Source organism: Blastococcus sp. SYSU DS0616 (assembly GCF_054051015.1).
On sequence record NZ_JBJHAJ010000001.1, the window covers coordinates 203,396 to 227,940 of the forward strand.

Below are 24,545 nucleotides of genomic sequence, written 5' to 3' on the forward strand. Positions count from 1 at the left end.
TGGTCGCAGCGACTGCGACGCTGCGCCGCTGACCCGCCGCGCACCGCCCCGGGGTCCGCACGGGCTCCGGGGCGGTGCCGCGTCCCGAGCACGCGGAGCCTGGCCGATTCCGCCGGCGGGCGGCGTGGGCCGTTCCCTCCCGGCGCTGCGGAGGCCATGCTGCGGGGAGCCCGACGGGACCTGCACCACCACGGGGTGCGGCGCGTGTGGCAGCTTGGTCCCCCGGAGATCGGCTGCAGAAGGTGGAGGACGTCGCACGGTGACGATCGGCGCGAGCGTGTCCCCCCACGTCGAGGAAGCCGTGGCGCTCGCCGAGGACCTCGTCGACGCCTGGGGCAGCTGGGGCCCCAACATGACCCCGGACGCCCGGCAGGTCGCGTTCATCAGCGACCGCTCGGGCACTCCGCAGCTCTGGCTCCAGGACGTCGTCCTCGACGGCGAGCAGCCGCCGGCCCGGCACATCCCGCTGTCCGACGACCCGGTCATCTCGGTGCGGTGGGCGGCCGACAGCCGCTGGCTGGCGTGCGAGGTGGCCACCGACGGCGGCGTCCGGACGGCGGTGTGGGTGGTCCGGCCCGACGGCTCGGACGCCCTCCGGATCGCCGGCAACTCCGACGAGCACGCCGAGCTCGGCCCGTGGACCCGTAGCGGTCACCGCGTCGTGGTGACCCTTCCCGGGATGGCGGCCGGCGTCCCCACCCGCGCCTACCTCGCCGACCCCGCCACCGGCCGGCTCGACCCGCTGGCCGAGGGCGACCTGATCCACGTGCTCGACGTCTCCCTCGAGGAGCGATTCATCGTCATCCGCGACGGCGAGCGGGGGCAGCAGTACGTCGTCGTCGTCGACCGGCTCAGCGACGAGGACTTCAGCGCACTCCCCCACGGGGCCACCGGATCCACGGACGTGGCGCTGATCCGGCCGGCGCCGGAGGACCACAGCGGGCCGGTCTACGTGTACCTCGCCTCGGACGTGGGCCTGCCCCGCCGGCAGCTCATCGGGCTGCCGTTCGGGCCGAACGGCTGGCGTGGTGAGCCGCGGACCCTCGCGGCCCGGGAGGACGCCGAGCTGGAGGACATCGACGCCGACGACGCCGGCGGGCTGCTGCTCCTGGTGTGGAACGTGGCAGGGCGCAGCGAGCTGGAGCTGATGGACACCGCCACGGGCGGGCGCACACCGATCTCCGGGTTGCCCGGGCTGGTGGCCGCCGACCCGGTGCTCAGCCGCGACGGCTCCAGCGTCGTGCTCGGCGTGCAGGGGCCCACGCGCCCGCGGGAGCTGTGGCACCTGGACACCACCACCCACGCCTGGACACGGGTGACCTCCGCGCCGCCACTACCCAGGCGCCGGCTCGTCGTCCCGAGCCTGGAGAGGTTCACCGGCCGTGACGGCCTGCCGTTGAGCGGCTGGCTCTACCGCGCCCCGGGCCGGCTCAACGGCCCCGGCCCGGTCGCGATCTACCTGCACGGCGGCCCCGAGGACCAGGAGCGGCCCGCCTTCGCACCGCAGCACCAGTCGCTGGCGGCCGCCGGCGTGAGCGTGTTCGCGCTCAACATCCGCGGCTCGGCAGGCTTCGGCCGCGAGTTCGTGCACGCCGACGACCTGCACGGCCGGTACGACGCGTTCGCCGACGTCCTGGCTGCCGCCGAGCACCTCGTGGAGGCCGGCATCGCCGAACCCGGCCGGCTCGCGGTCACCGGCCGCTCCTACGGCGGCTACCTGACCCTCGCGACGCTGGCCTTCTCGCCCGGGGTGTTCTCCGCCGGGGTGGACGTCTGCGGCATGTCCGACCTGGTCACCTTCTACCGCGACAGCGAGCCGTGGATCGCCGCGGCCGCCGTGACCAAGTACGGGCATCCCGAGCGCGACCGGGCGCTGCTGGAGGACATCTCCCCCCTGTCCTCGGCCGGCAACATCCAGGCCCCTCTGCTCGTCGTGCACGGCGAGCACGACACCAACGTGCCGATCGGCGAGGCGCACCAGATCGTCCGGGTCCTGCACGAGCTGGGCCGCGCGGTCGAGTACCTCGAGCTCGCCGGCGAGGGGCACGTCTTCCGCCAGGCGAAGTCCCGCAAGGCGCTGGCCGGCGCGATGACCCGCTTCCTCCACACCCACCTGTGCCGGGATGCGATCCAGCCCGGCCACGACGGGAGCGGCGGGTGACGCTGCGCCGCTGATCCGCCGCGCACCGCCCCCTGCGGTTCACCCGCTGGACACGTACCGTTTCCCGTGACCGTCGTCACGGGAGATCCATGACTCTGCTCCGCCGCCTCGACTCGGCCCGCCGGGCCGCCCACGAGGTCGCGCGCGCGGCCACCGGCGCCGCCGCGCTGGCCGCCGTGCCCGTGGTCGTGGGCGCCGGTCTGCTGGGCGGGACGGCGTCGGCCACCACCCGGCTCGCCCGCGCGGGGGTCAGCGGGTCGCTGCACCTCGCCCACGGCGCCGCCGTCTCCGGCACCCGCGCGGTCGGCACCCTGGTCACCGGCGCCGACCCGCTGCCCAGCGGGCACCTGCACGACCTGGTCGACGCCGCCCGGGGCCTGCTCGAGCCGGCGCCGACCCGGCACACCCGCCGGGTCTGGGGCGACCGCGACCGTCTGCAGGTGGAGCTCGAAGAACCCGCCGAGGACGACGCCCCCGCCGCCCGCGCCGCGCTGCGCCGCCACCTGGAGCGGCTCGAGGGCGTCGAGTGGGCCACGGTGAACGACGTCGTCGGGCGGGTGCTGGTCGCCGTCGACGCCCGCCGGGTCGGCCTCGAGGACGTCGTCGGCGTGGTCACCGAGATCGAGCAGGCCCGCGGCGGCACCGGCGTCTTCCCGCAGCGCCCCGACCACCCGGCCGACGTCGAGCCGTTGCTAGCCGCCGTCCTCGCCGCCGCCGTCGACACCGTGGCCTTCGGCGTCGCCACCGCCGCCAAGTACCTGCCGGTCCCCGCGGTCCACCGGCACGCCACCCTCGTCATGGCGCTGCTCGACACCCAGCAGTGGCTCAAGCAGGCGCTGTCGGACCGCATCGGCCCGGTGGGCACCGACCTCGTCTTCGAGGGCACCAGCGCGGTGCTGCACTCGCTCACCCAGAGCCCCACGGTGCCGGCGCTCAACGCCGCCGCCGCCGCCCAGCGGGCCCTGGAGATGCGGGCCCGCCGGCAGGTGTGGCGCCGCCGCGAACGGGAGCTGTGCGGCCCCGAGCCCGACGACGACCGCGCCGCCGAGCCCCCGCCCGGCCCGCGCCCCGGCGAGCTGCCGCGAGGGCCGATCGAGACCTACCGCGACCGGCTGGGGCCCACCGAGCTCGGCGCGGCGCTGGGCCTGCTCGCGCTCACCCGCCGCCCCGGCCGCGCCGCCGACCTGCTGCGGGCGCTCACCCCCAAGGCCGCGGTGCAGGGCCGGGAGTCCTTCGCCGCCACCCTCGACCTGCTGCTGTGCCGCCAGGGCGTCCTCCCGCTCGACGGCTCGGCCTACCGCCGCCTCGACCGCGTCGACACCGTCGTCGTCGACGCCGCCGCGCTCTGCACCGGCCCACCGGTGGTCGTCGAGGCCACCGCGGACGCCGACGGGTGGGACGACGCCGCCGTCTGGTCGGCCGCCACCCGGCTGCTCACCGGCGACGCCCCCGCCGACGACCATCACCGGCTGGGCCCCGTGCGCCGCACCGGCGACGCGCCCGGCGGCGAGGTGCGCTCGCTGCTCGAGGGCCGCCGCCGGGTCGGCACCGTGACGGTCGCCGCCGAGCTCGACCCGCACGCCGAGGCGCTGCTCACCACCGTCGCCGACGCGGAGCTGCGCCTGGTGCTCACCCGGCACGTCGGCGCCCGCGACGTCACCGGGCTGGCCGACGACGTCGCCGACGACGGCGCGCTCGTCGACACCGTGCGCGCGCTGCAGGCCGACGGCCACGGCGTGCTGGTGGTGTCGGCCACCGACGGGCCCGCGCTGATGGCCGCCGACGTCGGCCTCGCCCCGGTGCTCGCCGGCCACGCCCCGGCGTGGGGCGCAGACCTCGTCACCGACCCCGGGCTCGCCGACGCCTGCCGCGTCGTCGCCGCCGTCCCGGACGCCAAGGCCACCAGCCGCCGGTCGGCCGGCGCCGCGCTCACCGGCAACGTCCTGGGCGGGCTGCTCGCCGCCGTGGGCAGCCCGCGGCTCGGCCAGCGCCGGGCCACGACGCCGGGCAAGTACGCCGCGCTCAGCACGATGGTGGCCGGTACCCGCGCCGCCGTCCGCGCCGCCCGCCGTCCGGTGCCGGCCCCGACCGTGCACACCCCCTGGCACGCGCTCGACCCCGACGACGTCCTCCGCCGGCTGGCCGACGTCCCGGCCGGGCCCGAGCACCGGCCCGGCCGGCTGCCCGCGGCCGCGCGGCGGGCGGCCGCGCTCCCCGCCGTCCGGGTCCCGGCCCGGTTCGGCCGCACCGTCGCCGCGGAGCTCGCCGACCCGCTCACCCCGATCCTGGCCACCGGGGCCGCGGCGACCGCGGTGCTCGGCGAGATCACCGACGCGGTGCTGGTCGGCAGCGTCACCGCCATCAACGCCGTCGTGAGCGGGCTGCAGCGGATGCGCGCCGAGAGCGCCCTGGAGGCGCTGCTGCTCGAGCAGGCGCGCTGCGCCCGGCGGCAGACCGACGGCGGGTCCGAGGAGGTGCCCGCGAGCGCGCTGCGCCTGGGCGACGTCGTGCTCGTGGAACCCGGCGACGTCATCGGCGCCGACGCCCGGCTGCTGGACGCCGAGGACCTGGAGGTCGACGAGTCGAGCCTGACCGGGGAGTCGCTGTCGGTCGCCAAGTCGGTGCCCGCGACGCCGGGGGCCGACCTCGCCGACCGCACCTGCATGCTCTTCGACGGCACCACGGTGGTCGCGGGGCGGGGCCGCGCCGTGGTCGTCGCCGTCGGCGCGGCCACGCAGGCCGGGCGGGCCGCCCGCGCCGCGGGCGGTGCGGCGCCACCGGCGGGCGTGCAGGCGCGGCTGGCCGAGCTCACCCGCGCCGTCCTCCCGCTCACCCTCGCCGGTGGCGGGGCGGTCACCCTGCTCGGCGTGCTGTGGGGCCGCCCGCTGCGCGAGTCGGTCGCCGCCGGGCTGGCGATCGCGGTCGCCGCGGTGCCCGAGGGTCTGCCGCTGGTGGCCACCGTCGCCCAGCAGGCCGCGGCCCGGCGGCTCTCCGGGCGCGGCGCGGTGGTGCGCAGCGCCCGGGTGCTCGAGGCGCTCGGCCGGGTCGACACCGTCTGCTTCGACAAGACCGGCACGCTCACCGAGAACCGGCTGCGCGTCACCCGGCTGGTCCCCCTGGACGGCGGCAGCGAGGAGGAGCTGCTCCGGCTGGCCGCCGCGGGCATGGGCAACGGCGACGACCTGTCCCACGAGACGGACCGCGCCGTGCTGGACGCGGCGGGCGACGCCTGGGACTCCCCGCCCGACGCCTGCCTGGGCTTCGCCGCCGGCCGCGGCTTCTCCGCCGCCGTCCGCGACGGCCGGCTCGTCGTGAAGGGCGCCCCGGAGACCGTCCTGCGCCGCTGCGCCGATGCCACCGAGCTGCGCGACCGCGTCCGGCAGCTGGCCGGCGAGGGGCTGCGGGTGCTCGCCGTCGCCGACCGCGCCGTCGACGGCACGCCCGACGACCTGGACGAGGCGGCCACCGGGCTCACCCTGCGCGGGCTGGTCGGGCTGTCGGACACGCTGCGCGAGTCCTCGGTGCGCGCCGTCGAGCAGCTGCGGGCCGCCGGCGTGCGGGTGGTGGTGGCCACCGGCGACCACCCCGAGACGGCGGGCGCCATCGCCGCGCAGGCCGGCGTCCCCGACGCCGACCGGGTGGTCACCGGCGCGCAGCTCGCCCGGGCCACGGACGCCGAGCGGGCGAGACTCGTCGCGGAGACCGCCGTCTTCGCGCGGCTCTCCCCCGAGCAGAAGGTCACCCTGGTGGCCGCCCTGCGCCGTGCCGGGGCGACGCTGGCGATGACCGGCGACGGGGTGAACGACGCCGCCGCGATCCGGCTGGCCGACGTCGGCGTCGGCGTCGAGGGCGCGGAGTCGCCGGCCGCCCGCACCGCCGCCGACCTGGTGCTCACCGACCTCGACCTCACCCGCCTGGTCGACGCGATCGCCGAGGGCCGGGCCATGTGGTCCCGCGTGCGCGACGCGGTGTCGGTGCTGGTCGGTGGCAACGCCGGCGAGGTCGCGTTCACCGTGCTCGGCACCGCGGTCGGGGGCCGCGCACCGGTGAACACCCGCCAGCTGCTGCTGGTCAACCTGCTCACCGACATGTTCCCGGCGCTCGCCGTGGCGGTGGCGGCTCCGCGGCAGGTGCCCGTGGGCGACGACGACGGCCCGCTCGCCGGGCACCCGCTCGCGCCGGTGCTGCGGGCCGGCCCGCACCGCGGCTTCACCACGGCGGTGCGCCGCATGGTCGTCGTCCGGGGCGCGGCGACGGCGGCCGGCGCCACGGCCGCCTGGACGGTCGGCCGGGTGACCCCGGTCTTCCCCGGCCGGGCGAGCACGATGGGGCTCGCGGCGCTGATCACCACCCAGCTGGCGCAGACCGCGTGGTCGGGCCGGCGCAGCCCGCTCGTGCTGGTCACCGTCGCCGGCTCGCTGGCCGCCCTGCTGGCGATCGTGCAGACCCCCGGCATCAACCTGTTCTTCGGCTGCACCCCGCTGGACCCGCTCTCGTGGGCGGTGGTGCTCGGCGCGGCCGTCCTGGCTGCCGCGGGCGCCGAGGTGGTGCCGGCCCTGCTCGCCCGCCGGATGGGCGCCCGGACCCCGTGACGGCGCGAGCCCCGTACCTGCGGCAGGTGCGGGGCTCGCGGCGGTGCGGGGGTCAGTCGCCGGTGTAGGCGGCGACCCCGAAGTGCTGCTCGCCGTCCTCGTCCTCCTGGACCAGCACGGTGTAGGCCTGGCCGCCGATGATCGCCGCGCAGGTGTCGCCGTCGCACTCGATGGTCTCCACCTGCCCGCCCTGCTCGGCGAGCGCGCGGGTGACCGCGGCCTCGGTGGCGGCGTTGTCGTCGTCGACCCCGCCCCGCCAGAGGATGAGACCGGCGATGGCGATCGCGGCCACCACGACGGCGATCAGCGCAGCGGTCAGCAGGCCGCGGTTGCGGCTCGCCCAGCCGGGGTCGCCGGACGGCTCCGGCTGCCCGTCCGGCGCGGGCGCCGCACCGCCGGGGACGCCGGCACCGGGCACGACCCCGCCGGGGAGGACGCCGGTGCCCACGCCGTCGGTGGGCCCGGCGGCGGCCGGCAGGGGCGGCACGGTCGCGGGATCGGGCCGGCCCGCGCCCGCCGTGGCGCCGGTCGGGTTCGGGTTGTCGGTGCTCATGGCGGAACGTCCTTCATCGGGGTGCGGGAGTCATCGGGTCCGCGGCGCGCGGGCACGCGGGGAGCCGGGGGCGGCGGCCCGCTCGGCAGACGCGGGGAACCCTGCCACAGCCGCGCGGCGGAACGGCGGCGCGGGCTGCGATCCACAGTGAACTGCCAGCGGACGCGCAGCGCCCCGGACCTCGCGGCGAGGTCCGGGGCGCTGGGTGGTCAGACGGTGGTCGGCGTCCGGTCGACCGGGCGGCGGCGCACCGAGCGGACGGTGCGGGCGGCGAGCTCGCGGATCGGGCCGGTGTCCCACATCTGCCGTGGCGCCTCCGCCGGCTCCTCGGCCACCGGCTGTGCGGTGCGCACCCCCTCGCTGCGGGCGCCCTCGGTGCGGGCGGCGACCTCGGCCAGCGCCGCCCGGCGGCGGGCCAGGATCGCCTCCTTCTGCCGGTCCACCCGCTCGCGCTCGGCCAGCACCAGGAGCTCCTCCTTGGCCGCGGCCACCGTGCGCCGGGACTCCTGCGCCATCTCCTCGAGCTCGACGTCGCCGGAGTCGCGCAGCTGCACCAGCCGGTCGTAGGCGGTCGGCGGGCTGAAGTTCAGCAGCAGCTTCATGAGGACGGGCAGCACCTCGACGCACATGAACAGCAGCGAGAGCATGAACTGCGCGGCCGCCAGGGTGCCGTTCCGGTCGCCGAGCCGGTCGAGGGCCTCCAGGCGCAGCAGGATGCCGCCGGAGCCCTCGTTCTGCGTGTCGAACGCGGCCTGCAGCCGGTCCAGCTCCGCGGTCAGCCGGGTCAGCTCGGCGCGGTCGCCGTCCAGGGACGACGACGCCAGCGAGGCGCTGCGCCCCTCGGCGGCGCCGACCGCGGCGACGGCGGCGTCGAGCTCCGCGCGGGCGGAGGTGACGACGGCGGTCTGCGCGTCGGCGGCGGCCCGCGCCTGCAGGTAGGCCTCCCCCGTGCCGGCGTCGCCGGTGCCGCAGGTGCCGTCCAGCTCGCACTGCGCCTTGGCGTCCAGGTCGCGCTGCAGGGCCACCGCCCGGTCGTAGGCGGCCTGCTTCTCGGTGACTCCGGCGCGCACCACCTCCAGCCCGGGGTCGGCCGCTCCCCCGCTGGCGACGACCGCCTCCTGCGCGGCGATGCGCTCCCGCAGCGCGGGCAGCCCGGCGAAGCGGCTGTCGGACTCCAGCGCCAGGCGGTGGGCGTCGGCGGCCTCGGCCTGCATCGCCACGATCTCGGCGTCGATCTCCTTGTGGAACACCTGCAGGGTCAGCGGCGTCGCCACGACGACACCGAGCACCAGCGCCAGCCCGACGCGGGGCACGGCCATCGCGACGTTGCGCTTGAGGGAGGCGTCGTGCGCCATCCCGACCAGCAGCATCCGGTCGAGGTTGACCACGACCGCACCCCAGCCCAGCCCGACCAGCACCGCCAGCGGCCACCACACACCCAGCGCCATGGCGACGGCGAACGCCGCGGAGACCGCGGCGAGCGCCCCCGTGCTGAGCAGGACGCCGCCCAGCGCCACGAACTTCGGCCGGGCCCCGGGCGCGGCGGCCAGCACATCCGGCCGCGCGCCGGCCAGGACGGCCAGCCCGTCGCCGATGCGCCGTCGTCGCTCGCTCATGCAGTGCCCCCCGGGCAGCGGGGGTCGTGAGAAGACCGCTACCCACCAGCCCTTATCGGCAGGCCGGGGACTGTGACGGGACGGTCACGACGTGAGCAAGCTCCCAGTCGACCGGAGCGTCAGCTGTTGGCCTCGCCCTCCTCGGTGCTGGGGGTGCCGTCCTCCCCGTCGACGCTGCCGGGATCCTCCTCGCCGGTGCCGTCGTCGGTCCCGGTGTTGTCGTCCTCGTCGATGCCACCGGTCCCGCGGTCGATCCCGTCGGCGTCCTCCTCGCCACCGTCGACCGGGTCGGGGCTGCCGACCTCCTCTTCCTGGAACACGTCCGGGACGCCCGTCCCCGGGTCCGCCTGGTCGTCCCCGCCGCAGCCGGTCAACCCCAGTCCGGCGGCGAGCACCGCACCGGCGAGCATCCTCGAAGTCCTGCGCATGGGTCCCCCTCTGGTTCGTCGAGCCTGCCGCTCCGGTGCCCGGTGACGCCGCGCCCACGCGCCCCGCACGGGAGATGACACGGCTTCGACATGAAGCCAGGTCAGGCCGCGCCGGGCGCCGTCCACCGCGGATCCCGGCCGGTCCGGCCGAGCAGCCGGTCCAGGGCGGGGGCGTCGTCGGGCACCGGCACCACCGGCCCGAAGAGGCCGTCGGGCTCGTCGGTGGGGTCGCTGCGGTCGCCGACGAACTCCAGGCACGCCTCGACGGCCGCCGGGTTCGGGCGGTAGGGCTGCCCGGTGGCGACGGCGAGGTCCCAGCCGTGCACGAGCACCTCGTCGAGGGCGACCAGCGCCATGGCGGCCGCGGGCATCCGCACCCCGGCCACCTCGGCCTCGCCGTCGCGTGCGCCGGGCCGCCGCCACGCGGCGGCGAGCGCCTCGAGCCGCGCCGGCAGCAGCGTGCGCCAGTCGGGCGCCAGGTCGGCGGCGTCCGCCTTCGGGCCACCCTCGGGCGGCGTCCCCTCCGCGGCCAGCCGGAACGCCAGGGCGAGGCCGAGCAGGTGGTCGAGCAGGCCGGCCACCGGCATACCCGCGCACGGCGTCGGATCCTGCAGCTGGTCGTCCCGGACGCTTGCGACCACCCGCGCCAGCTCCGCGGTGGTCGGTCCCAGGTCCACGGTCGTCGTCTCCATGCGGTGCAGACGCCCCGGGCGCCGGGAACTCATCGGGTGCGGCAGGCTGGGCCGGTGAGCGACCCCTTCGACCTCCACCGGTTCCTCGACGCCCAGGCCCAGACCTACGACCAGGCGCTGGCCGAGCTGCGCGCCGGCGCGAAGCGCACCCACTGGATGTGGTTCGTCTTCCCGCAGATCGCGGGGCTGGGCCGCAGCGGCATGGCGCAGCGCTTCGCGCTCTCCGGCCTCGACGAGGCCCGGGCGTACCTGGCGCACCCCGTGCTGGGGCGCCGGCTGGTCGAGTGCGCCCGGGTGCTCACCGCACTGGACACCGCGGACCCCGACGCGGTCCTCGGCCCGGTGGATGCCCAGAAGCTGCGGTCGTCGATGACGCTCTTCGCGCACGCCGCCCCCGACCAGCCGGTGTTCCGGGAGGTGCTGGACCACTACTTCGGCGGAGCCGAGGACGAGGCGACGACCAGCAAGCTCTGACCGTGGCCCGCAGCCGGGCGCGGGGGAACGGCTCCCGGTTCAGACGGTGAGCACGACCTTGCCCTTGGCTCTGCCGTCCCGCATGTACCGGATCGCCGCGCCTGCGTCAGCCAGCGGGAAGGTCCGGTCGACCGGTGCGCGCAGCGTCCCGGCGGCGAGGTGGTCGGCGAGCGTCTGCAGGTCCTCCTGGTTCGGCATGGACAGGTAGCTCAGCAGACGCTGCCGGATGAAGGGGTTCACCAGCATCGCCCGGATCGGCCGGTCGAGGCCGGCCATCGGGCCGCCGACCTCCGAGCCGACGATGACGAGCGTGCCGGTCGGGGTGAGCGCGCGCCTCAACTCGCGCAGCGCGCGGTTGCCGCCGGTGTCGAGGATCAGGTCGTAGCGCCGTCCGCCGTCGGCGATGGCCTCGCGGGTGTAGTCCAGGACGTCGTCGGCACCGAGGGACCGGACGAAGTCCATCTTCTCCGTGCGACAGATGCCGGTGACGTCCGCGCCGGCCGCGACGGCCAGCTGCACCGCGTAGCTCCCCACTCCCCCGGCGGCGCCGATCACCAGGACTCGCTGCCCCGCCTCGACCTTGCCCTTCCGCAGACCCTGGAGGGCGGTGAGCGCGGAGATCGGGACGGCTGCAGCCTCGGTGAACGTCACGTTCGCCGGCTTGGGGATCAGGTTCTTCTCCGGAACCTTCGCGTACTCGGCATAGGTGCTCGTGCCGCTGCCGAAGACCTCGTCCCCGGGGTGGAAGCGGGTCACGTTCGCGCCGACCTCGGCCACCACGCCGGCGACGTCCATGCCGGGCACGGGGTTCCTCGGCTTCCGGACGCCGGTGCCGAGCCGGACCACTCGCGGGCGCCCCGCGACGAGGTGCCAGACCCCCTGGTCGACTCCCGCCGCGGTCACGCGGAGGAGCACGTCGTCGTCGCCGATGACCGGCTCGTCGACGGTTCCCGGCCGCAGGACGTCCGGCGACCCGTACGTCTCCTGCACGACGGCCCTCATCAGTCGACCGTCCGCAGGATCTGCTCGATGGACGCCGTCCGGGAGCGCAGCTCGGAGACGTCGGCGGCCGTGCGCTGCTGGGCGTCGAGGGTCTTCTCGGCCAGCTGCTCGTAGCGGCTGACCAGCTGGCGCAGGTCGGCCTCCTGCTGCGCGGTGATCCGGAGCTTGCGCGCCTCCAGGACGGTGGCCGCTGCGCCCCCGATCAGGAGGAGGACGGCGAACACGATCCCGAGGATCAGGACCGCTTCCGGCCAGGTGGTGCCGCTGTCGACGGCATTCATCGGGGCTTCTCCTTGTCTGCCGGGCCCGGAGCCGGGCCCGGACGCGTGAGGGTTGCGGCGGCCTGCGCGAGTGACTCCGCGGTGAGGTGCAGGTCGATGTCGGCGATCTCGAAGTACTTCATGGCCCTGCCGTCGTCGGAGAGCTCGAGCGTTCCGACGACGAGGCCGGCGGCCTCGAGGCGCTGCAGGTGCATGTGCAGCAGCGGTCGGCTGATGCCGATCTCGCGCGCCAGGTGGCTCACGTAGTCACGCCCGCCGGTGAGGGTGGCGAGGATGCGCAGCCGGACGGGATGGGCGAGGGCCGCCAGCATCTCGACCAGGTGGTCGCCGCTCGGCCGGTCCTCTGTCATGTCGCTCCACCATGTGTAAGTGTTTTCTGACGGGTGCAAGGTAGACCTGCTTGTCATCCGAATGCAATGACCCCACGGGTGTGAGTCCCGCTGGCATCGGGAACGCTTGAGCAGTGAGTGCAGACACCAGAGGATCCGGATACGTCGAGCCGGAGTACACGCGGGACGAGAAGTACATCTCCGACCGGATCACCGCCGACGGCCGGGACGACTGGCCGGTCGAGGCCGGTCGCTACCGGCTGGTCGCGGCGCGCGCCTGCCCGTGGGCGAACCGGGCGATCATCGTGCGGCGGCTCCTGGGACTGGAGTCGGCCATCTCCATGGGGCTGTGCGGGCCGACGCACGACGAGCGCAGCTGGACCTTCGACCTCGACCCCGGCGGCGTGGACCCGGTGCTGGGCTACGAGCGGCTCCAGCAGGCCTACTTCGCCCGCGACCCGGAGTACCCCAAGGGCATCACGGTGCCGGCGATCGTCGACGTGCCCAGCAAGGCCGTCGTCACCAACAACTTCCCGCAGATCACCCTCGACTTCTCCACCGAGTGGACCGCCCACCACCGGGACGGCGCCCCCGACCTCTACCCCGAGCACCTGCGGGACGAGATGGACGAGGTCATGGAGCGGGTCTACACCGAGGTCAACAACGGCGTGTACCGGTGCGGGTTCTCCGGGTCGCAGCGCGCCTACGACAACGCCTACGACCGGCTGTTCACCGCGCTGGACTGGCTCAGCGACCGGCTGGAGCACCGGCGCTTCCTGATGGGCGGGCAGGTGACCGAGGCCGACGTCCGGCTGTTCACCACCCTGGCGCGGTTCGACACCGTCTACCACGGCCACTTCAAGTGCAACCGGCAGAAGCTGTCGGAGATGCCGGTGCTGTGGGCGTACGCGCGCGACCTGTTCCAGCTGCCGGGGTTCGGCGACACGATCGACTTCCCGCAGATCAAGGAGCATTACTACGTCGTCCACGCCGACATCAACCCGACGCAGATCATCCCGCAGGGCCCCGACACCTCCGGCTGGCTGATGCAGCACAACCGCGACCAGCTCAGCGACCGCCCGTGGGGCGACGGCACCCCGCCCGGCCCACCGCCGGCGGGCGATCGGGTGCCGGCCGACCACGGCCCCGGGGGGCTCGGCCACCGCTGACCTGTGGACAACCGGGTCCGGGGTCTCCGCGACCTGCCACGGTGACGGGCATGACGACGTCCCCGCTCGCCGACGCCCGGATCCACTCGGCCGCCGACCTCACCGATCGCTGGCGGGCCGTGCTGGACCCGGTGCAGTTCGCCGGGCGCCGCCTCTGGCTGACCTGGTTCGGCACCGACGGCCGCCAGCTGCCGGTGGTCGTGCCCGTCGACGACCTGCCGCCGCTCCCCGACCCCGGGCTGCTGGTGGGGTTGCGGGAGGTGCACGGCTCGGTCGTCGACGACCAGCTGGGCGGTCGCGGCCACCTGGCGCTGGCGCTGTGCCGGGCGGGCGACCCGGCGGTCACCGCGGAGGACGACGCCTGGGCCGAGGGGCTCCGGTCGGTGCTGGACGACGACGGCGTGGCCGGTACCTGGAGCCTGCACGTGGCGGCCTCGGGCAGCGTGCTGCCGCTGGTCGAGGCGTGGGGCGCCTAGCGGATGTCTCTCGAGCACGATGGCGCCCGGCGCGGGGATCTGGAGCCGGTGGGCACTCCGATCGAGCTGGGAAGTCGTCGCAGCCGTTGATGTCCGGAGTGGCAGATCGGGGTCACTCTGGATCCGGATCGGCGACCGGGGCTGGCCGGGTCGTGACGCGGCAGGGACGTGCCGTGCGCTCAGCTCGCGCAGTTCTGGTCGGCGTAGGCGGCGACGGTCTCGATGGCCGACTGGAACCGATCCGCCTCCTCCTGGGTCACGCTTCCGTTCTCGACGGCCCGCCGGAGATCGCCTTCGGGCGGGTAGGTGGCGGCGAGGAACCGGGCGGCGTCCTCGACCTCCGCCCCCGCCTCGTCGGGCACGCTCTCGGCCAGCTCCTCGAAGGCATCCTGGGCCTGGGCCGGCTCGGCCTCACCGAGCTGGTTGAGGGTCGTCCACTCCTCGCAGAAGTCCGCCGGACGCTCCCCCGCACGCGGTCAGGCCGAGCGGGAGGGTCGCTGCAGCGGTGAGCAGGGCGAGCTTCCTGATGCGCACCAGGGTCCTCTCAGGGAACGGATGCCCCGGTCGGGTCCGAGCGGCCAGTGACGCAGCACCGCTTCGTTTCGGTTCATTCTGCGGGCCCGGGCAGGAACGGCCGCTGAGGCGACGGCTCCGCGTCGGCGTGTCACCCAGCTCCGCACGCACGCGCATCCGTGCAGGACTCGGCAACGGGCGCCACCCACGTGGGAGACGCGACCTAGATCTGGTGCCGGGCGATCCACTGCGCGGCGATGACGGTGCGCTGGATCTCGTTGGTGCCCTCGCCGAGGATCATCAGCGGCGCATCGCGGAAGTAGCGCTCGACGTCGAACTCCTTGGAGTAGCCGTAGCCACCGTGCACGCGCATGGCGTCCAGCGCCACCTGCATCGCCGTCTCGGAGGCGAACAGCTTGGCCATGCCGGCCTCCATGTCCGCGCGCGCACCGCCGTCGAGCTTCTCGGCGGCGTCGGCGGTGAGCAGCCGGGCGGCCTGCACCTTGGTGGCCATGTCGGCCAGCAGGTTGCCGACCGACTGGTGCTTCCAGATGGGGACGCCGAAGGACTCGCGCTCCTGCGCGTACCGGGTGGCGGCGGCCAGCGCGGCCTGCGCGACACCGACCGCCCGGGCGGCGACCTGCACGCGGCCGACCTCCAGACCGCGCATCATCTGCACCCAGCCGCGGCCGGGTTCGCCACCGAGGACGGCGGTGCCCGGCACCCGCATGGCGTCGAAGGTCAGCTCGCAGGCCTCGATGCCGCGGTAGCCGAGCTTGGGGATCTTCGCCGAGATCTGCAGGCCGTCACCGGGTTCGACGAGCAGCACGCTCATGCCGGTGTGCGGCGGGACGGCGTCACGGTCGGTGCGGCAGAGCAGGCCGATCAGCTGGGAGTGCTGGGCGTTGGAGATCCAGGTCTTGCTGCCGGTGATCTCCCAGCCGTCGCCGGTGCGGACCGCGTGCGTGCGCATCGCCTGCAGGTCGCTGCCGCCGCCGGGCTCGGTGAGCGCCATCGTGGCCCGGACCTCGCCGGTGGCCATGCGGGGCAGGTAGCTGGCGCGCTGCTGCTCGGTGCCGACGGTGGCGAGCAGGTGCGAGATGACCGAGTGCCCGCCGATCGCCCCGGCCAGGCTCATCCAGCCACGGGCCAACTCCTCGGTCACGCGGGCGAAGCAGGCGGTGCTGACGCCGCTGCCCCCGTGCTCCTCGGGCACCAGCAGGCCGAAGAGACCGAGCGCCTTCATCTCCTCGACGAAGTCGTGCGGGTAGCGGTCCTCGGCCTCGAAATCGGCCACCCGCGGGCGCACCCGCCGGTCGACGAACTCGGCGGTGAGCGCGACGAACTCCTCCTCGTGCGGGGGCAGCGCCGTCACGCGAGCGCCTTCAGGGTCTCGATCCCCCGCAGCCGGTCGGCGTGCTCGGCGGCCAGCGGCGTCGCGTTCAGCGTCGTCACCCCGGCGTCGCGGAAGGCGGCGACCCGCTCGGCGACGTGGCCGCGAGGCCCGATGAGGGAGACGCCGCGCACGAACGCCTCGGGGAGCGCGGCGGCGGCCTCGTCCTTGCGCCCGGCCAGGTAGAGGTCCTGCACCGTCGTCGCCTCGTCGGCGTAGCCGTAGCGGACGGCGAGGTCGTTGTAGAAGTTCTTGCCGCGGGCGCCCATGCCGCCGACGTACAGCGCGAGCTGGGCCCGGACCCGGGCGAGCGCGGCGGCCTGCTCGTCGGCGTCCTCGCTGATGAGCAGCTGCGTGTCGACGACGATGCCCAGCGGGCCGAGCTCGGCGTCGCGCCGCGCCGTCCCCTGCGCGAGCGCGTCGCCGAACGCGGTCGCGCTGCCCTCGGGCAGGAAGAAGGCCGGCTGCCAGCCCTCGAACAGCTCGGCGGCCAGGGCGACGTTCTTCGGCCCGATAGCCGCCAGCACCATCGGGATCCGCGGCCGGACCGGCTCGTTGATCAGCTTCAGCGGCTTGCCGAGCCCGCTGCCGCCGCGCTCGGGGGTGAGCGGCACGTCGACGTACGTGCCGTGGTGCTCGAGCCGTTCCCGCCGCCACACCGCGCGGCACACGTCGACGACCTCGCGGGTCATGGCCAGCGGGGCGGTGTAGGGGACGCCGTGGAAGCCCTCGACCACCTGCGGGCCCGACGCCCCGATGCCCAGGGTGAAGCGGCCACCGGAGACGAAGTCCAGGCCGGCGGCGGTCATCGCCAGCAGCGCCGGCGTGCGCGAGTAGATGTTGAGGATGCCGGAGGCGATCTCCACCGTCGTCGTCCGCGCCGCCAGGTAGCCGAGCTGGCTGACGGCGTCGAAGGAGTAGGCCTCCGCGACGAACACGGTGTCGAGGCCCACCGCCTCGTACTCGGCGATGACGGCGGCGGTCTCGTCGAACCCGCCGCTGTAGGAGATGGGCATGCCGATGCGCACGGGGGCTCCTGTTGCCGGGGACGCGGTCCCCGGCAACGTAGCGCTACCGCGGGACGGCGACCCAGCCCTCCGCCTCGCGCAGCGGGCCCTTCAGCACCTTCCCCCCGGCATTGCGCGGCAGTGCGCCGTCGATGAGCCGCACGAACTGCGGGCACTTGAAGTCGGCGAGCCGCTGGCGGGCGAAGTCGTTCAGCGACGTCACCAGCTGCCCGGCGTCCACACCCGGCTTCGGCAGGACGACGGCGCCCACCTTCTCCCCCATCACCGGGTCCGCGACGCCGACGACCGCGACCTCCAGCACGTCGGGGTGCTCGGCGAGGGCGTTCTCCACCTCGACGCTGTACACGTTCTCGCCGCCGCGGTTGATCATGTCCTTGGCGCGGTCGACGATGCGCACGATGCCGTCGGTGATCGTGGCGAGGTCGCCGGTGTGCAGCCAGCCGTCGACGAACGTCTCCGCCGTCCGCACCGGGTCGCCCCAGTACCCGGCGACGACGTTCGGGCCGCGCACCAGCAGCTCACCGACCCCGGTGACCGGGTCGGCCCTGTCGAGGCGCACCTCGTTCACCGGCGTGGGGAAGCCGACGGCGTCGGCGTGGGTCTCGGCGTACTCGTGCGGGAGGAAGGTGGCCAGCGCGGAGGTCTCGCTGAGGCCGAACCCGTTGCCCAGCCGGGCGTTCGGGAACGCCTGGCGAAGGCGGTGCACCAGCTCGGGGGCGATCGGTGCGCCGCCGTAGCTGAGGGTGCGGACGGTGGAGACGTCCGTCGTCGCCAGGGCCGGGTGGCGCAGCACCAGCTCGTAGATGGTCGGGACGCTGGTGATGAGCGTGATGCCGTGCTCGGGGATGGCAGCGAGGAAGGCGCCCGGCTCGAAGCGGGGCATCAGCACCGAGGTGCCACCCAGGGCGATCTGGGTGAGGAACTGGGAGTTGCAGCCGGTGACGTGGAACAGCGGCACCGAGATCAGCGTGGCGTGCCGCACCGCGGGGTCGCGGCTGAGCTCCCGGCAGCGGATGACCGACTCGATGGTGGACAGGAAGTTCTCGTGGGTGGTCATCGCGCCCTTGGGGCGGCCCGTCGTGCCGCTCGTGTAGAAGAGCGCGGCGACGTCGGTGTGCTGCGGGTCGGGGATCTCCCCCGGCTCCCCGTCGGGCAGCGGCTGCCCGGGGCGGACGACGTAGGTGGCGCCGCAGTCGGCGAGGATGAAGTCGGCCTCGGCCGGCGCGAGGCGGGTGTTCATCGGGACGACGACGGCGCCGGCGAGGTGGGCTCCCCAGAAGGCGAGCACCCAGTCGATGCCGTTGGGCAGCTGGACGGCCACCCGGTCGCCGGGGGTGACGCCGGCGTCGCGGAGGCCGCCCGCGACGCGCGTGGCTCGCTCCCACAGCTGGCCGTAGGTGAGCTCGCCGCCGCCGAGCTCGACGATGGCGGGGCTGTCCGCGCGCGTGGTCGCCTGGGCCAGCAGCACGCGGACCAGGTTGACGGGGAGCCCGGTGTAGCGGCGGATGCCGTCCGCGCCGAGCTCGATGCCGCTGGTGTCGAAGGGCTGCTCCCCCGTCGCGGCGCTGTCCGTGCTCATGCGTCCCCCAGTCTGCGGTGGTCGTCGGCTCCGGATTGTGCGCTGGTGAGCCACGTCTCGTGCGCCGGGGCGGTCACCCGATCCGGCGGCACATGGCGGCCGTCCACAGTTACGGAACCGGATACAGCCGGACTCTGCGTAGTCTCCCGCTGTGCGTGATCTCCGTGGGGGCCTGGTCCGGATGACGATCGGCTGCCTCGTGGCCGGCACCGTGCTGCTCACCGGGTGCGCGGAGAAGCAGGAAGCGAGCGCCACCCTGCCGACGACGGAGGCCGCTCCGACGACGGAAACGCTCCCGCCACTGGGTCCGGCCGACTTCCCCGTGCCCGACGAAGCACGAGAGAAGACACCCGAGGGTGCAGTCGAGTTTGTCCGCTACTACGTAGAGCTCACGAAGTACTTGGCCGTGAACTCAAGGGAGCCCGAACCTCTGCTGCAGCTCAGTGAGGATTGCCGGACCTGCGATCAGATTGCTCAGTCCTTGGCGGCTGATCTCGCAGCCAGCTACCGCTATTCGGAGTACACATATGTCTTCGAAGAGTACGGTCCGGCCCTCGTCAACGGCGAGTCAGCCGAGATGGGGTTTCGCTATGTACAAGGCCCAATCACGGCTGTGGACCCCAGCGGGCAAGTCGTGCAGGACCGCTCCGCCGCGACGCCTGAGGAGCTGCAGTCTGGCGCCAGCCTCTCGTGGAAGGACGACGTCCACAGCTGGGTCATCACCGGGCTGACGGTGGGCTGACGTGCGGCGTCTACTGCTCGCACTCGGAGTCGTGATCGGACTGCTCGTAGGGGGTACAAGTTCGGCCTTGGCCTGCGTCGGCCTCGACTGCGATGGCCCAGGCGTCACCACTGCCCCGGGCTCCCTTACCGCCTCGTACTTGGAGCAGACGCCGGGTGGATTCTGGATGGCGTCCAACAGCGCTCCAGCGGAGCACCCCTACACCTACCGACTGTCCAGGCCATGCGTCATCAGTGATCGCGAAAACGGCGGATGCCGACCCAGTGACTTCTTCCAGTGCCCGTCGCCACCCGGACGGGTGGTGGAGGACCTCGTTGCCGAGCAGCGACGCCTGGCGCTTTCGGGACCGGAAGACACCACCCGGACTATCGATGGTTTCCCCACCGGAGACGCCGCCGTGGGCACGCCAGTCGGGCCGTGGATCGTCGGGACGCGCGCCTGCATCGACATCACCGCGCTGAACCCACCGCCGTCGCCGGACGAGGTGTTCCGCTATTTCCAGACGCTGCCGCTCCCGCAGCTGACGACCCACCACCAGCCACCCGGTGACGGCCTGACCGGGTTGCCGGTCATCTTCTACACCGACTCCCCCACGACCCAAACCTTCACCGTCGACATCCGCGGCTTCACCGTCGTCATCGAGGCCACCGCTGAGCAGTTCACCTGGCACACCGGCGACCCCTCCACCGGCCAGATCACCACCACCGATCCCGGCGCCCCGTACCCCGACCACACCATCGAGCACAGCTACCGCCCCGGCACCTACACCGCCCACCTCACCGTCACCTGGGGCGCCACCTTCACCGTCGACGGCAGCGCCGAAGCCGACGTCCCCGGCACCACCACCACCGACGGACCACCGGTCACCTTCGACGTCCTGCAGGCCCGCACCGTCCTCACCAATCCATACGATTGACCTGCGAAAACTGTCGGTGGTCGCCTCTACCGTGCAGGTGTGTTCCCCGGTGAGCCACCCCGCGCACCCGACGAGGGCGTCCCGGTCCCCTGGGTGCCCGACACACTCGCTCCCGGGCTGAGCGATCTCGAACTCGTCGCCGACGTCTGGGCCTCCGATGCCCGGGCAGCCCGGTACGCCGCCCAACGCGCGGAGGCGATCACCGCGCTCGCCCGACGCCGGTCCATCGAGCGCGACCGCGACTTCGGCCCGCTCGGCGGCCCTGGGCTCGACAACCGTCTGCGTCGCTCGGAGGTCCTCGCCCTGGTCAGTGAGACGTTCGTGACCGAGCTGGCGATGATCCGCGGCTGCACCGAGGCAGAGGCCGAATCGCTCGCCGTCGAGTCGATCCTGCTCACGACCGTGCTCACCGGAACCTGGGACGCGCTGTACGCCGGCGTGATCAGCGAGCGGAAGATGCGCGTGCTCGTCGACCTCCTGGCCACGGCGAAGCCGTCCGTCATCGCAGAGGTCGAACGCCTCGTGCTCCCCCACGCCGGCCGACTCACCGTCCCCCAGCTCCGCGGGCGGGTGCGCCGAGCGCTGGCCCGGCTCGACGCGGCCGCCCTGGACAAGCGCCGCAAGGAAGCGGCCAAGCGTGCCGACGTCGTCACCCGCCCCACCGGCGACGGGATGAGCCAGCTCGTCGCCGATCTGCCGGTCCACGTGGCCGCGGCCTGCGCCGACGCGATCGACCAGTACGCCCAACTGCTCCGCGCCGACGGCGATCAGCGTCCCATCGGCGTCATCCGAGCGGCCGTCGCCGCGGACCTGATCCTGCGGCCCTGGGACACCTCCCGCCCGCCGGTCACCGCTCAGTTGACGATCCACGCGCCGCTGCGCTCTCTCCACGACCCGGACGGCGACGGCGCGACGCAGCCGGCCGCGGAGGTCGCCGGCGAGATCGTCACCGCCGCCCAGTGCCGGGAAATCCTGCGTGAGCTCGACATGCTCGGGGTCGGCGCCGCACCCGCCGGCGGCTGCGTGCAGGTCGCCATCGGCAACCCGCTCGACGGCCGCCTCCTCGCCGTCGCCACCCACAGCCAGCTCCGCCGCGCCGCCGGGCACCGCCGCCGTCGATCCCGGGGGAAGGGTGGCGCGACGACGTCGGCAGGCCGGACCGCACCCGGCGACGGGCGGCAGCCCGGAACGGGTCTCGGCCCACCGGCACCGACGAACGCCTACGAACCCACCGCAGCGCAACGCCGCTTCCTGCACGTCCGCGACCGGCACTGCCGCATGCCCGGCTGTCGACGGCGCGCCGGCCGCTGCGACATCGACCACGGCGTCGCCCACGCCGACGGCGGCCCGACCGACTGCTGGAACCTCTGCTGCCTGTGTCGACGGCACCACCGCATCAAGACCTTCGCCCGCGGCTGGCGCTTCGAACTCCTGGACGACGGACGCCTGCTCGTGCGCACCCCGAGCGGTGTCTCCCGGACCACCCGGCCACCGGGCTGGTGCTACGAAGCCGAGCCCGACCCGCCCTGGCTCGAGGAGGCTGCCCCGCCCGATCCCCTGCTCCGCTGACCGGCGGAACGCGCACGTCCGGATCTGTTCCCAAGCGGCGCTCGAGCGAGGACAGTGGGCAGCCCAGCACCGCCCACCGGAGGCTCGGCTGTCGCGAGAGGACCCGTCGCATGTACGCGCGTTCCACCACCATCGCCGGCAATCCCGTGCAGATCGATCGGGGCATCGTCTACATCCGCGACCGCGTGCTCCCCGCCGTCATGGGCATGGACGGATTCATCGGCCTCTCCATGCTCGTCGACCGGCACTCCGGCCGCTGCATCGTCACCACCGCCTGGGAAGACTCCACCGCCCTGCACCGCAGCGCCAACCAGGTGAAGGCGATGCGCGCCCGCGCCAGCGACATCCTCGGCGGCCCGGCGGTGGTCGACGAGTGGTCGATCGCCGTCCTCCACCGCATGCACTCCGCACCGGAAGGCGCCTGCGCCCGCGTCACCTGGACCCGCGGCAAGCCCGAACGACTGGACCGGATGACCGACGCATTCGGAGTCAGCATGCTCCCGCGGCTGGAGGATCTCCCCGGCTTCTGCTCGGTGAGCCTGCTCGTCCAGCCGGAGACCGGGCGCGCCACCACGGCCGTCACCTACGACTCCCGCGACGCCATGCACGAGGCACTCGAACGCGCCACCGAGCTGCGGCAGGAGTTCACCCGTCAGATGGGCGCCCAGGTCGTCGAGGTCGCCACGTACGACCTCGTGGTGGCCGAACTCCGGGTACCCGAGACCGTCTGATCGAGGCGGCGGCCGACCAGCTCAGACCGCGCGGGTCAGCGCCGGCCAGAGCCCGTCCGGCCCGCCGGCCAGCAGCCCCGACGCCAGCACCCGCGACCACACCAGCTCGCTGCCCGCTTCGTCCCGCCACGACCACAGCCGCCGCGTCAGGTGGTGCAGCTTGTGCTCCTGGGTGAACCCGATCGCGCCGTGCACCTGGTGCGCCAGCCGGGCCACCACCTCGACGGCGGCACCGGCCCGCACCTTCGCCGCCGCAGCGGCGAGGACGACGTTCTCGCCCCGGTCCAGCGCCTGCACCGCGGCGTCGGTCAGCGCCGTCACCGCGGTCACCTCACCGGCCATCTCGGCGAGCTCCATCTGGATCGCCTGGAACTTGCCCAGCGGCCGGCCGAACTGGTGCCGCTCCCCCGCGTACTGCACCGTCCAGGCGAGCACCTGCTCCAGGGCCGCGGCCAGCTGCACCGAACGGGCCAGCGCGTACCGGGCCCGCACCGCCTGCGCCTGCGCCTCGGTCAGCAGAGCACCGGCGGCACCGGCCTGGTCCAGCACCAGCGACCCGTGCGGCTCACCGGCCAGGTTGACCGCGTCACCCACCGGCAGGGACGACGCATCGACCAGCGCCAGCACCGCCCCCTGAATCCCTGCCGGGGCCGGCGCCAGGACGACGACGCGCCGCGCCGCACCCGCCCACGGCACCTCGGGAACGGTGCCCGAGAGCGTGAACCGCCCCGGGCCGTCGCCGTTGTCGACCGGGTGCACGGCCACCTCGTCGGCGATCGCGAAGGTCGTCGGCTCCTCCGGCGAGGGCAGCTCCAGGTCCGCCGCCAGCAGCGCCGGCCCCGCGACCAGCAGCTGCTCGGCCACCGGCACCGCCGCGGCACCGGAGGCGAGGGTCCGCACGATCGCCACCGCGTCGGCCAGCTCGCCACCCGAGCCACCGGCCTCCTCGGGCAGCCCCACCCCGGTCAGCCCGGCGTCGGCCAGCGCCGACCACAGCCCGGCGTCCCACGACCGCTCCGCCGTGAGCACGAACGGCTCGAAGCCGGAGAGGATGTTCCGGACGGTCTCGACCACCAGGTCCTGGTCCGATGCCATCAGCGCAGCCCCAATCCACGAGCGACGATCCCGCGCAGGATCTCGTTGGTCCCGCCCCGCAGCGTGAAGCCGGGCTGGTGCAGCTGCGCCTCGGCCAGCGCCCGCGCCAGCGGGTCCGGCGAGGCCAGCGACGGCGTCAGGTCGACCACCCGCCGGATCTCCTCGATGACGTCCGCCTCGAACGTCGTCCCCACGTCCTTGACCAGGGCGGCCGGGATGTTCGGCAGCTCCCCGCGGTCCAGCGCCGCCGCGATCCGCAGCGACATCTGCCGCAGCGCCAGCAGCCGCGCCGACAGACGCCCCAGCACCGCCAGCTGCGCCGGGTCACCCGAGTCGACACATCGACGCCCGAACTCGGCGACGAGTGGATATGTCGACAGGAACCGCTCCGGGCCCGACCGCTCGAACGCCAGCTCCGCGGTCACCTGGTGCCAGCCGTTGCCCTCCTCGCCCAGCAGCATGTCGCCCGGGACGACGACGTCCTCGAACACCACCTCGTTGAAGTGGTGGCCGCCGTCGAGGATGCGGATCGGGTTGATCGTGATCCCCGGCAGGGACAGGTCGATCAGCAGCTGGGACATCCCGGCGTGCCGGTTGGCCGAGTCCGCCGGCGAGGTGCGCACCAGCACGATCCCGTAGTGGGAGTGGTGCGCGTTCGACGTCCACACCTTCGCGCCGTTGACCACCCAGTTGCCGTCGGCGTTGCGGGTCGCCCTGGTGCGGATCGAGGCGAGGTCCGAGCCGGAGTCCGGCTCGCTCATGCCGATGACGAAGTAGCACTCGCCCGCCACGATGCGCGGCAGGATCTCCTGCCGCTGCTTCTCGGTGCCGTAGGTGAGCAGGTTCGGTCCCGACTGCCGGTCGGCGATCCAGTGCGCGGCCACCGGGGCGCCGGCGGCCAGCAGCTCCTCGGTGACGGCGTAGCGCTCCATCGCCGAGCGCTCGTGCCCCCCGTACTTCTTCGGCCAGGTCATCCCCAGCCAGCCGCGCTCGCCCAGCTTCTTGGAGAACGCCGGGTCGACGCCGGACAGCCAGGTGTCGACGTGCGTACGGAACGTGCCGGCGGCCAGTTCGGCGGCGAGGAACTCGCGTACCTCGGCCCGCACCTGCTCGGCTGCCTCGGACCGCGGTGCGGGCGCCAGTGTCAACGAGTTGCTCATGCGACTCCCTCGGGGGTGGCCGTGCTCACCGCCGTTCTACAGGGCT

22 protein-coding genes are annotated in these 24,545 nt (G+C 74.3%); 9 read left to right on the forward strand and 13 right to left on the reverse strand.

Annotated features, from left to right (window positions below; translation table 11 throughout):
- Positions 1–259 precede the first annotated feature (259 nt).
- Both ACI79K_RS01000 and ACI79K_RS01005 read left to right on the forward strand, forming a co-directional pair.
- On the forward strand, positions 260–2,161 hold the full coding sequence (locus ACI79K_RS01000; RefSeq protein ID WP_456588470.1) for a S9 family peptidase: 1,902 nt from the start codon (positions 260–262) through the stop codon (positions 2,159–2,161).
- Positions 2,162–2,250: 89 nt separating this feature from the next.
- The gene (locus ACI79K_RS01005; protein ID WP_456598688.1) at positions 2,251–6,753 is read left to right on the forward strand and encodes an HAD-IC family P-type ATPase; all 4,503 of its coding nucleotides are present in this window, start codon (positions 2,251–2,253) and stop codon (positions 6,751–6,753) included.
- Positions 6,754–6,805: 52 nt separating this feature from the next.
- Here the strand turns inward: ACI79K_RS01005 and ACI79K_RS01010 are convergent, their stop codons facing one another.
- From ACI79K_RS01010 to ACI79K_RS01025, 4 genes are all read right to left on the reverse strand, one after another.
- Complete coding sequence (locus tag ACI79K_RS01010) at positions 6,806–7,306, reverse strand: hypothetical protein (RefSeq protein ID WP_456598689.1); 501 nt, start codon at positions 7,304–7,306, stop codon at positions 6,806–6,808.
- A 209-nt stretch (positions 7,307–7,515) separates the two neighbouring features.
- Complete coding sequence (locus tag ACI79K_RS01015) at positions 7,516–8,922, reverse strand: DUF4407 domain-containing protein (RefSeq protein ID WP_456598690.1); 1,407 nt, start codon at positions 8,920–8,922, stop codon at positions 7,516–7,518.
- A gap of 119 nt (positions 8,923–9,041) precedes the next feature.
- A complete protein-coding gene (locus ACI79K_RS01020; protein ID WP_456598691.1) occupies positions 9,042–9,350 on the reverse strand; it encodes a hypothetical protein in 309 nt (102 codons plus the stop codon).
- A gap of 101 nt (positions 9,351–9,451) precedes the next feature.
- Complete coding sequence (locus ACI79K_RS01025; protein WP_456598692.1) at positions 9,452–10,075, reverse strand: TIGR03086 family metal-binding protein; 624 nt, start codon at positions 10,073–10,075, stop codon at positions 9,452–9,454.
- A gap of 21 nt (positions 10,076–10,096) precedes the next feature.
- Between ACI79K_RS01025 and ACI79K_RS01030 the strand changes: the two genes are divergently transcribed.
- Positions 10,097–10,516 carry a DUF1810 domain-containing protein gene (locus ACI79K_RS01030; RefSeq protein ID WP_456598693.1) on the forward strand — a complete coding sequence of 140 codons (420 nt, stop codon included), beginning with the start codon at positions 10,097–10,099 and terminating at the stop codon, positions 10,514–10,516.
- 39 nt (positions 10,517–10,555) lie between these two features.
- Here ACI79K_RS01030 and ACI79K_RS01035 read toward each other — a convergent pair whose 3' ends face one another.
- Genes ACI79K_RS01035 through ACI79K_RS01045 form a run of 3 tightly spaced genes read right to left on the reverse strand, consistent with a single transcriptional unit; the run spans position 10,556 to position 12,149 of the window.
- A complete protein-coding gene (locus ACI79K_RS01035) occupies positions 10,556–11,518 on the reverse strand; it encodes an NAD(P)-dependent alcohol dehydrogenase (protein WP_456598694.1) in 963 nt (320 codons plus the stop codon).
- Positions 11,518–11,799 carry a hypothetical protein gene (locus tag ACI79K_RS01040; RefSeq protein ID WP_456588462.1) on the reverse strand — a complete coding sequence of 94 codons (282 nt, stop codon included), beginning with the start codon at positions 11,797–11,799 and terminating at the stop codon, positions 11,518–11,520. The genes ACI79K_RS01035 and ACI79K_RS01040 overlap by 1 nt, the downstream gene beginning before the upstream one ends.
- Entirely contained in the window at positions 11,796–12,149 is a 354-nt protein-coding gene (locus ACI79K_RS01045; RefSeq protein WP_456598695.1) for an ArsR/SmtB family transcription factor, read from the reverse strand. Before ACI79K_RS01045 ends, ACI79K_RS01040 begins: the two co-directional genes overlap by 4 nt.
- A 113-nt stretch (positions 12,150–12,262) precedes the next feature.
- Here ACI79K_RS01045 and ACI79K_RS01050 point away from each other — a divergent pair, with 113 nt between their 5' ends.
- Both ACI79K_RS01050 and ACI79K_RS01055 read left to right on the forward strand, forming a co-directional pair.
- Positions 12,263–13,297 carry a glutathione S-transferase family protein gene (locus tag ACI79K_RS01050; RefSeq protein WP_456598696.1) on the forward strand — a complete coding sequence of 345 codons (1,035 nt, stop codon included), beginning with the start codon at positions 12,263–12,265 and terminating at the stop codon, positions 13,295–13,297.
- Between the two features lie 50 nt (positions 13,298–13,347).
- Positions 13,348–13,773, forward strand: coding sequence for a hypothetical protein (locus ACI79K_RS01055; RefSeq protein ID WP_456598697.1), 426 nt, complete (start codon positions 13,348–13,350; stop codon positions 13,771–13,773).
- A gap of 179 nt (positions 13,774–13,952) precedes the next feature.
- Here the strand turns inward: ACI79K_RS01055 and ACI79K_RS01060 are convergent, their stop codons facing one another.
- The 4 genes from ACI79K_RS01060 to ACI79K_RS01075 all read right to left on the reverse strand — a co-directional run bounded on the left by ACI79K_RS01060 (position 13,953) and on the right by ACI79K_RS01075 (position 18,286).
- Positions 13,953–14,135: a hypothetical protein gene (locus ACI79K_RS01060; RefSeq protein ID WP_456598698.1), complete on the reverse strand. Its 183-nt coding sequence runs from the start codon at positions 14,133–14,135 to the stop codon at positions 13,953–13,955.
- 374 nt (positions 14,136–14,509) lie between these two features.
- On the reverse strand, positions 14,510–15,661 hold the full coding sequence (locus ACI79K_RS01065) for an acyl-CoA dehydrogenase family protein (RefSeq protein WP_456598699.1): 1,152 nt from the start codon (positions 15,659–15,661) through the stop codon (positions 14,510–14,512).
- Positions 15,658–16,707, reverse strand: a complete 1,050-nt coding sequence (locus ACI79K_RS01070) for an LLM class F420-dependent oxidoreductase (RefSeq protein ID WP_456598700.1) — start codon at positions 16,705–16,707, stop codon at positions 15,658–15,660. Before ACI79K_RS01070 ends, ACI79K_RS01065 begins: the two co-directional genes overlap by 4 nt.
- Before the next feature lie 43 nt (positions 16,708–16,750).
- Positions 16,751–18,286, reverse strand: coding sequence for a class I adenylate-forming enzyme family protein (locus ACI79K_RS01075; protein ID WP_456598701.1), 1,536 nt, complete (start codon positions 18,284–18,286; stop codon positions 16,751–16,753).
- A gap of 151 nt (positions 18,287–18,437) precedes the next feature.
- Between ACI79K_RS01075 and ACI79K_RS01080 the strand changes: the two genes are divergently transcribed.
- The 4 genes from ACI79K_RS01080 (at position 18,438) to ACI79K_RS01095 (ending at position 22,244) form a co-directional block, all read left to right on the forward strand.
- Positions 18,438–19,028, forward strand: coding sequence for a DUF6318 family protein (locus tag ACI79K_RS01080; protein WP_456598702.1), 591 nt, complete (start codon positions 18,438–18,440; stop codon positions 19,026–19,028).
- A gap of 397 nt (positions 19,029–19,425) precedes the next feature.
- On the forward strand, positions 19,426–19,944 hold the full coding sequence (locus tag ACI79K_RS01085) for a hypothetical protein (RefSeq protein ID WP_456598703.1): 519 nt from the start codon (positions 19,426–19,428) through the stop codon (positions 19,942–19,944).
- Between the two features lie 39 nt (positions 19,945–19,983).
- Complete coding sequence (locus ACI79K_RS01090) at positions 19,984–21,513, forward strand: HNH endonuclease (RefSeq protein WP_456598704.1); 1,530 nt, start codon at positions 19,984–19,986, stop codon at positions 21,511–21,513.
- A 110-nt stretch (positions 21,514–21,623) separates the two neighbouring features.
- Positions 21,624–22,244, forward strand: coding sequence for a hypothetical protein (locus tag ACI79K_RS01095; protein WP_456588451.1), 621 nt, complete (start codon positions 21,624–21,626; stop codon positions 22,242–22,244).
- 21 nt (positions 22,245–22,265) lie between these two features.
- On the opposite strand, the gene ACI79K_RS01100 is transcribed toward ACI79K_RS01095, so the two are convergent.
- Both ACI79K_RS01100 and ACI79K_RS01105 read right to left on the reverse strand, forming a co-directional pair.
- Positions 22,266–23,339, reverse strand: a complete 1,074-nt coding sequence (locus ACI79K_RS01100) for an acyl-CoA dehydrogenase family protein (RefSeq protein WP_456598705.1) — start codon at positions 23,337–23,339, stop codon at positions 22,266–22,268.
- Entirely contained in the window at positions 23,339–24,499 is a 1,161-nt protein-coding gene (locus tag ACI79K_RS01105; RefSeq protein ID WP_456598706.1) for an acyl-CoA dehydrogenase family protein, read from the reverse strand. The genes ACI79K_RS01100 and ACI79K_RS01105 overlap by 1 nt, the downstream gene beginning before the upstream one ends.
- Positions 24,500–24,545: the final 46 nt, after the last annotated feature.

What these genes read in the sequence shown, in the direction of transcription:
- ACI79K_RS01055 (WP_456598697.1), top strand. Translation starts at nt 13,348, where the DNA reads ATGACGACGTCCCCGCTCGCCGACGCCCGGATCCACTCGGCCGCCGAC.
- ACI79K_RS01040 (WP_456588462.1), bottom strand. Translation starts at nt 11,799, where the DNA reads ATGAATGCCGTCGACAGCGGCACCACCTGGCCGGAAGCGGTCCTGATC.
- ACI79K_RS01095 (WP_456588451.1), top strand. Translation starts at nt 21,624, where the DNA reads ATGTACGCGCGTTCCACCACCATCGCCGGCAATCCCGTGCAGATCGAT.
- ACI79K_RS01075 (WP_456598701.1), bottom strand. Translation starts at nt 18,286, where the DNA reads ATGAGCACGGACAGCGCCGCGACGGGGGAGCAGCCCTTCGACACCAGC.
- ACI79K_RS01005 (WP_456598688.1), top strand. Translation starts at nt 2,251, where the DNA reads ATGACTCTGCTCCGCCGCCTCGACTCGGCCCGCCGGGCCGCCCACGAG.
- ACI79K_RS01025 (WP_456598692.1), bottom strand. Translation starts at nt 10,075, where the DNA reads ATGAGTTCCCGGCGCCCGGGGCGTCTGCACCGCATGGAGACGACGACC.
- ACI79K_RS01020 (WP_456598691.1), bottom strand. Translation starts at nt 9,350, where the DNA reads ATGCGCAGGACTTCGAGGATGCTCGCCGGTGCGGTGCTCGCCGCCGGA.
- ACI79K_RS01105 (WP_456598706.1), bottom strand. Translation starts at nt 24,499, where the DNA reads ATGAGCAACTCGTTGACACTGGCGCCCGCACCGCGGTCCGAGGCAGCC.
- ACI79K_RS01100 (WP_456598705.1), bottom strand. Translation starts at nt 23,339, where the DNA reads ATGGCATCGGACCAGGACCTGGTGGTCGAGACCGTCCGGAACATCCTC.
- ACI79K_RS01010 (WP_456598689.1), bottom strand. Translation starts at nt 7,306, where the DNA reads ATGAGCACCGACAACCCGAACCCGACCGGCGCCACGGCGGGCGCGGGC.
- ACI79K_RS01035 (WP_456598694.1), bottom strand. Translation starts at nt 11,518, where the DNA reads ATGAGGGCCGTCGTGCAGGAGACGTACGGGTCGCCGGACGTCCTGCGG.
- ACI79K_RS01045 (WP_456598695.1), bottom strand. Translation starts at nt 12,149, where the DNA reads ATGACAGAGGACCGGCCGAGCGGCGACCACCTGGTCGAGATGCTGGCG.
- ACI79K_RS01015 (WP_456598690.1), bottom strand. Translation starts at nt 8,922, where the DNA reads ATGAGCGAGCGACGACGGCGCATCGGCGACGGGCTGGCCGTCCTGGCC.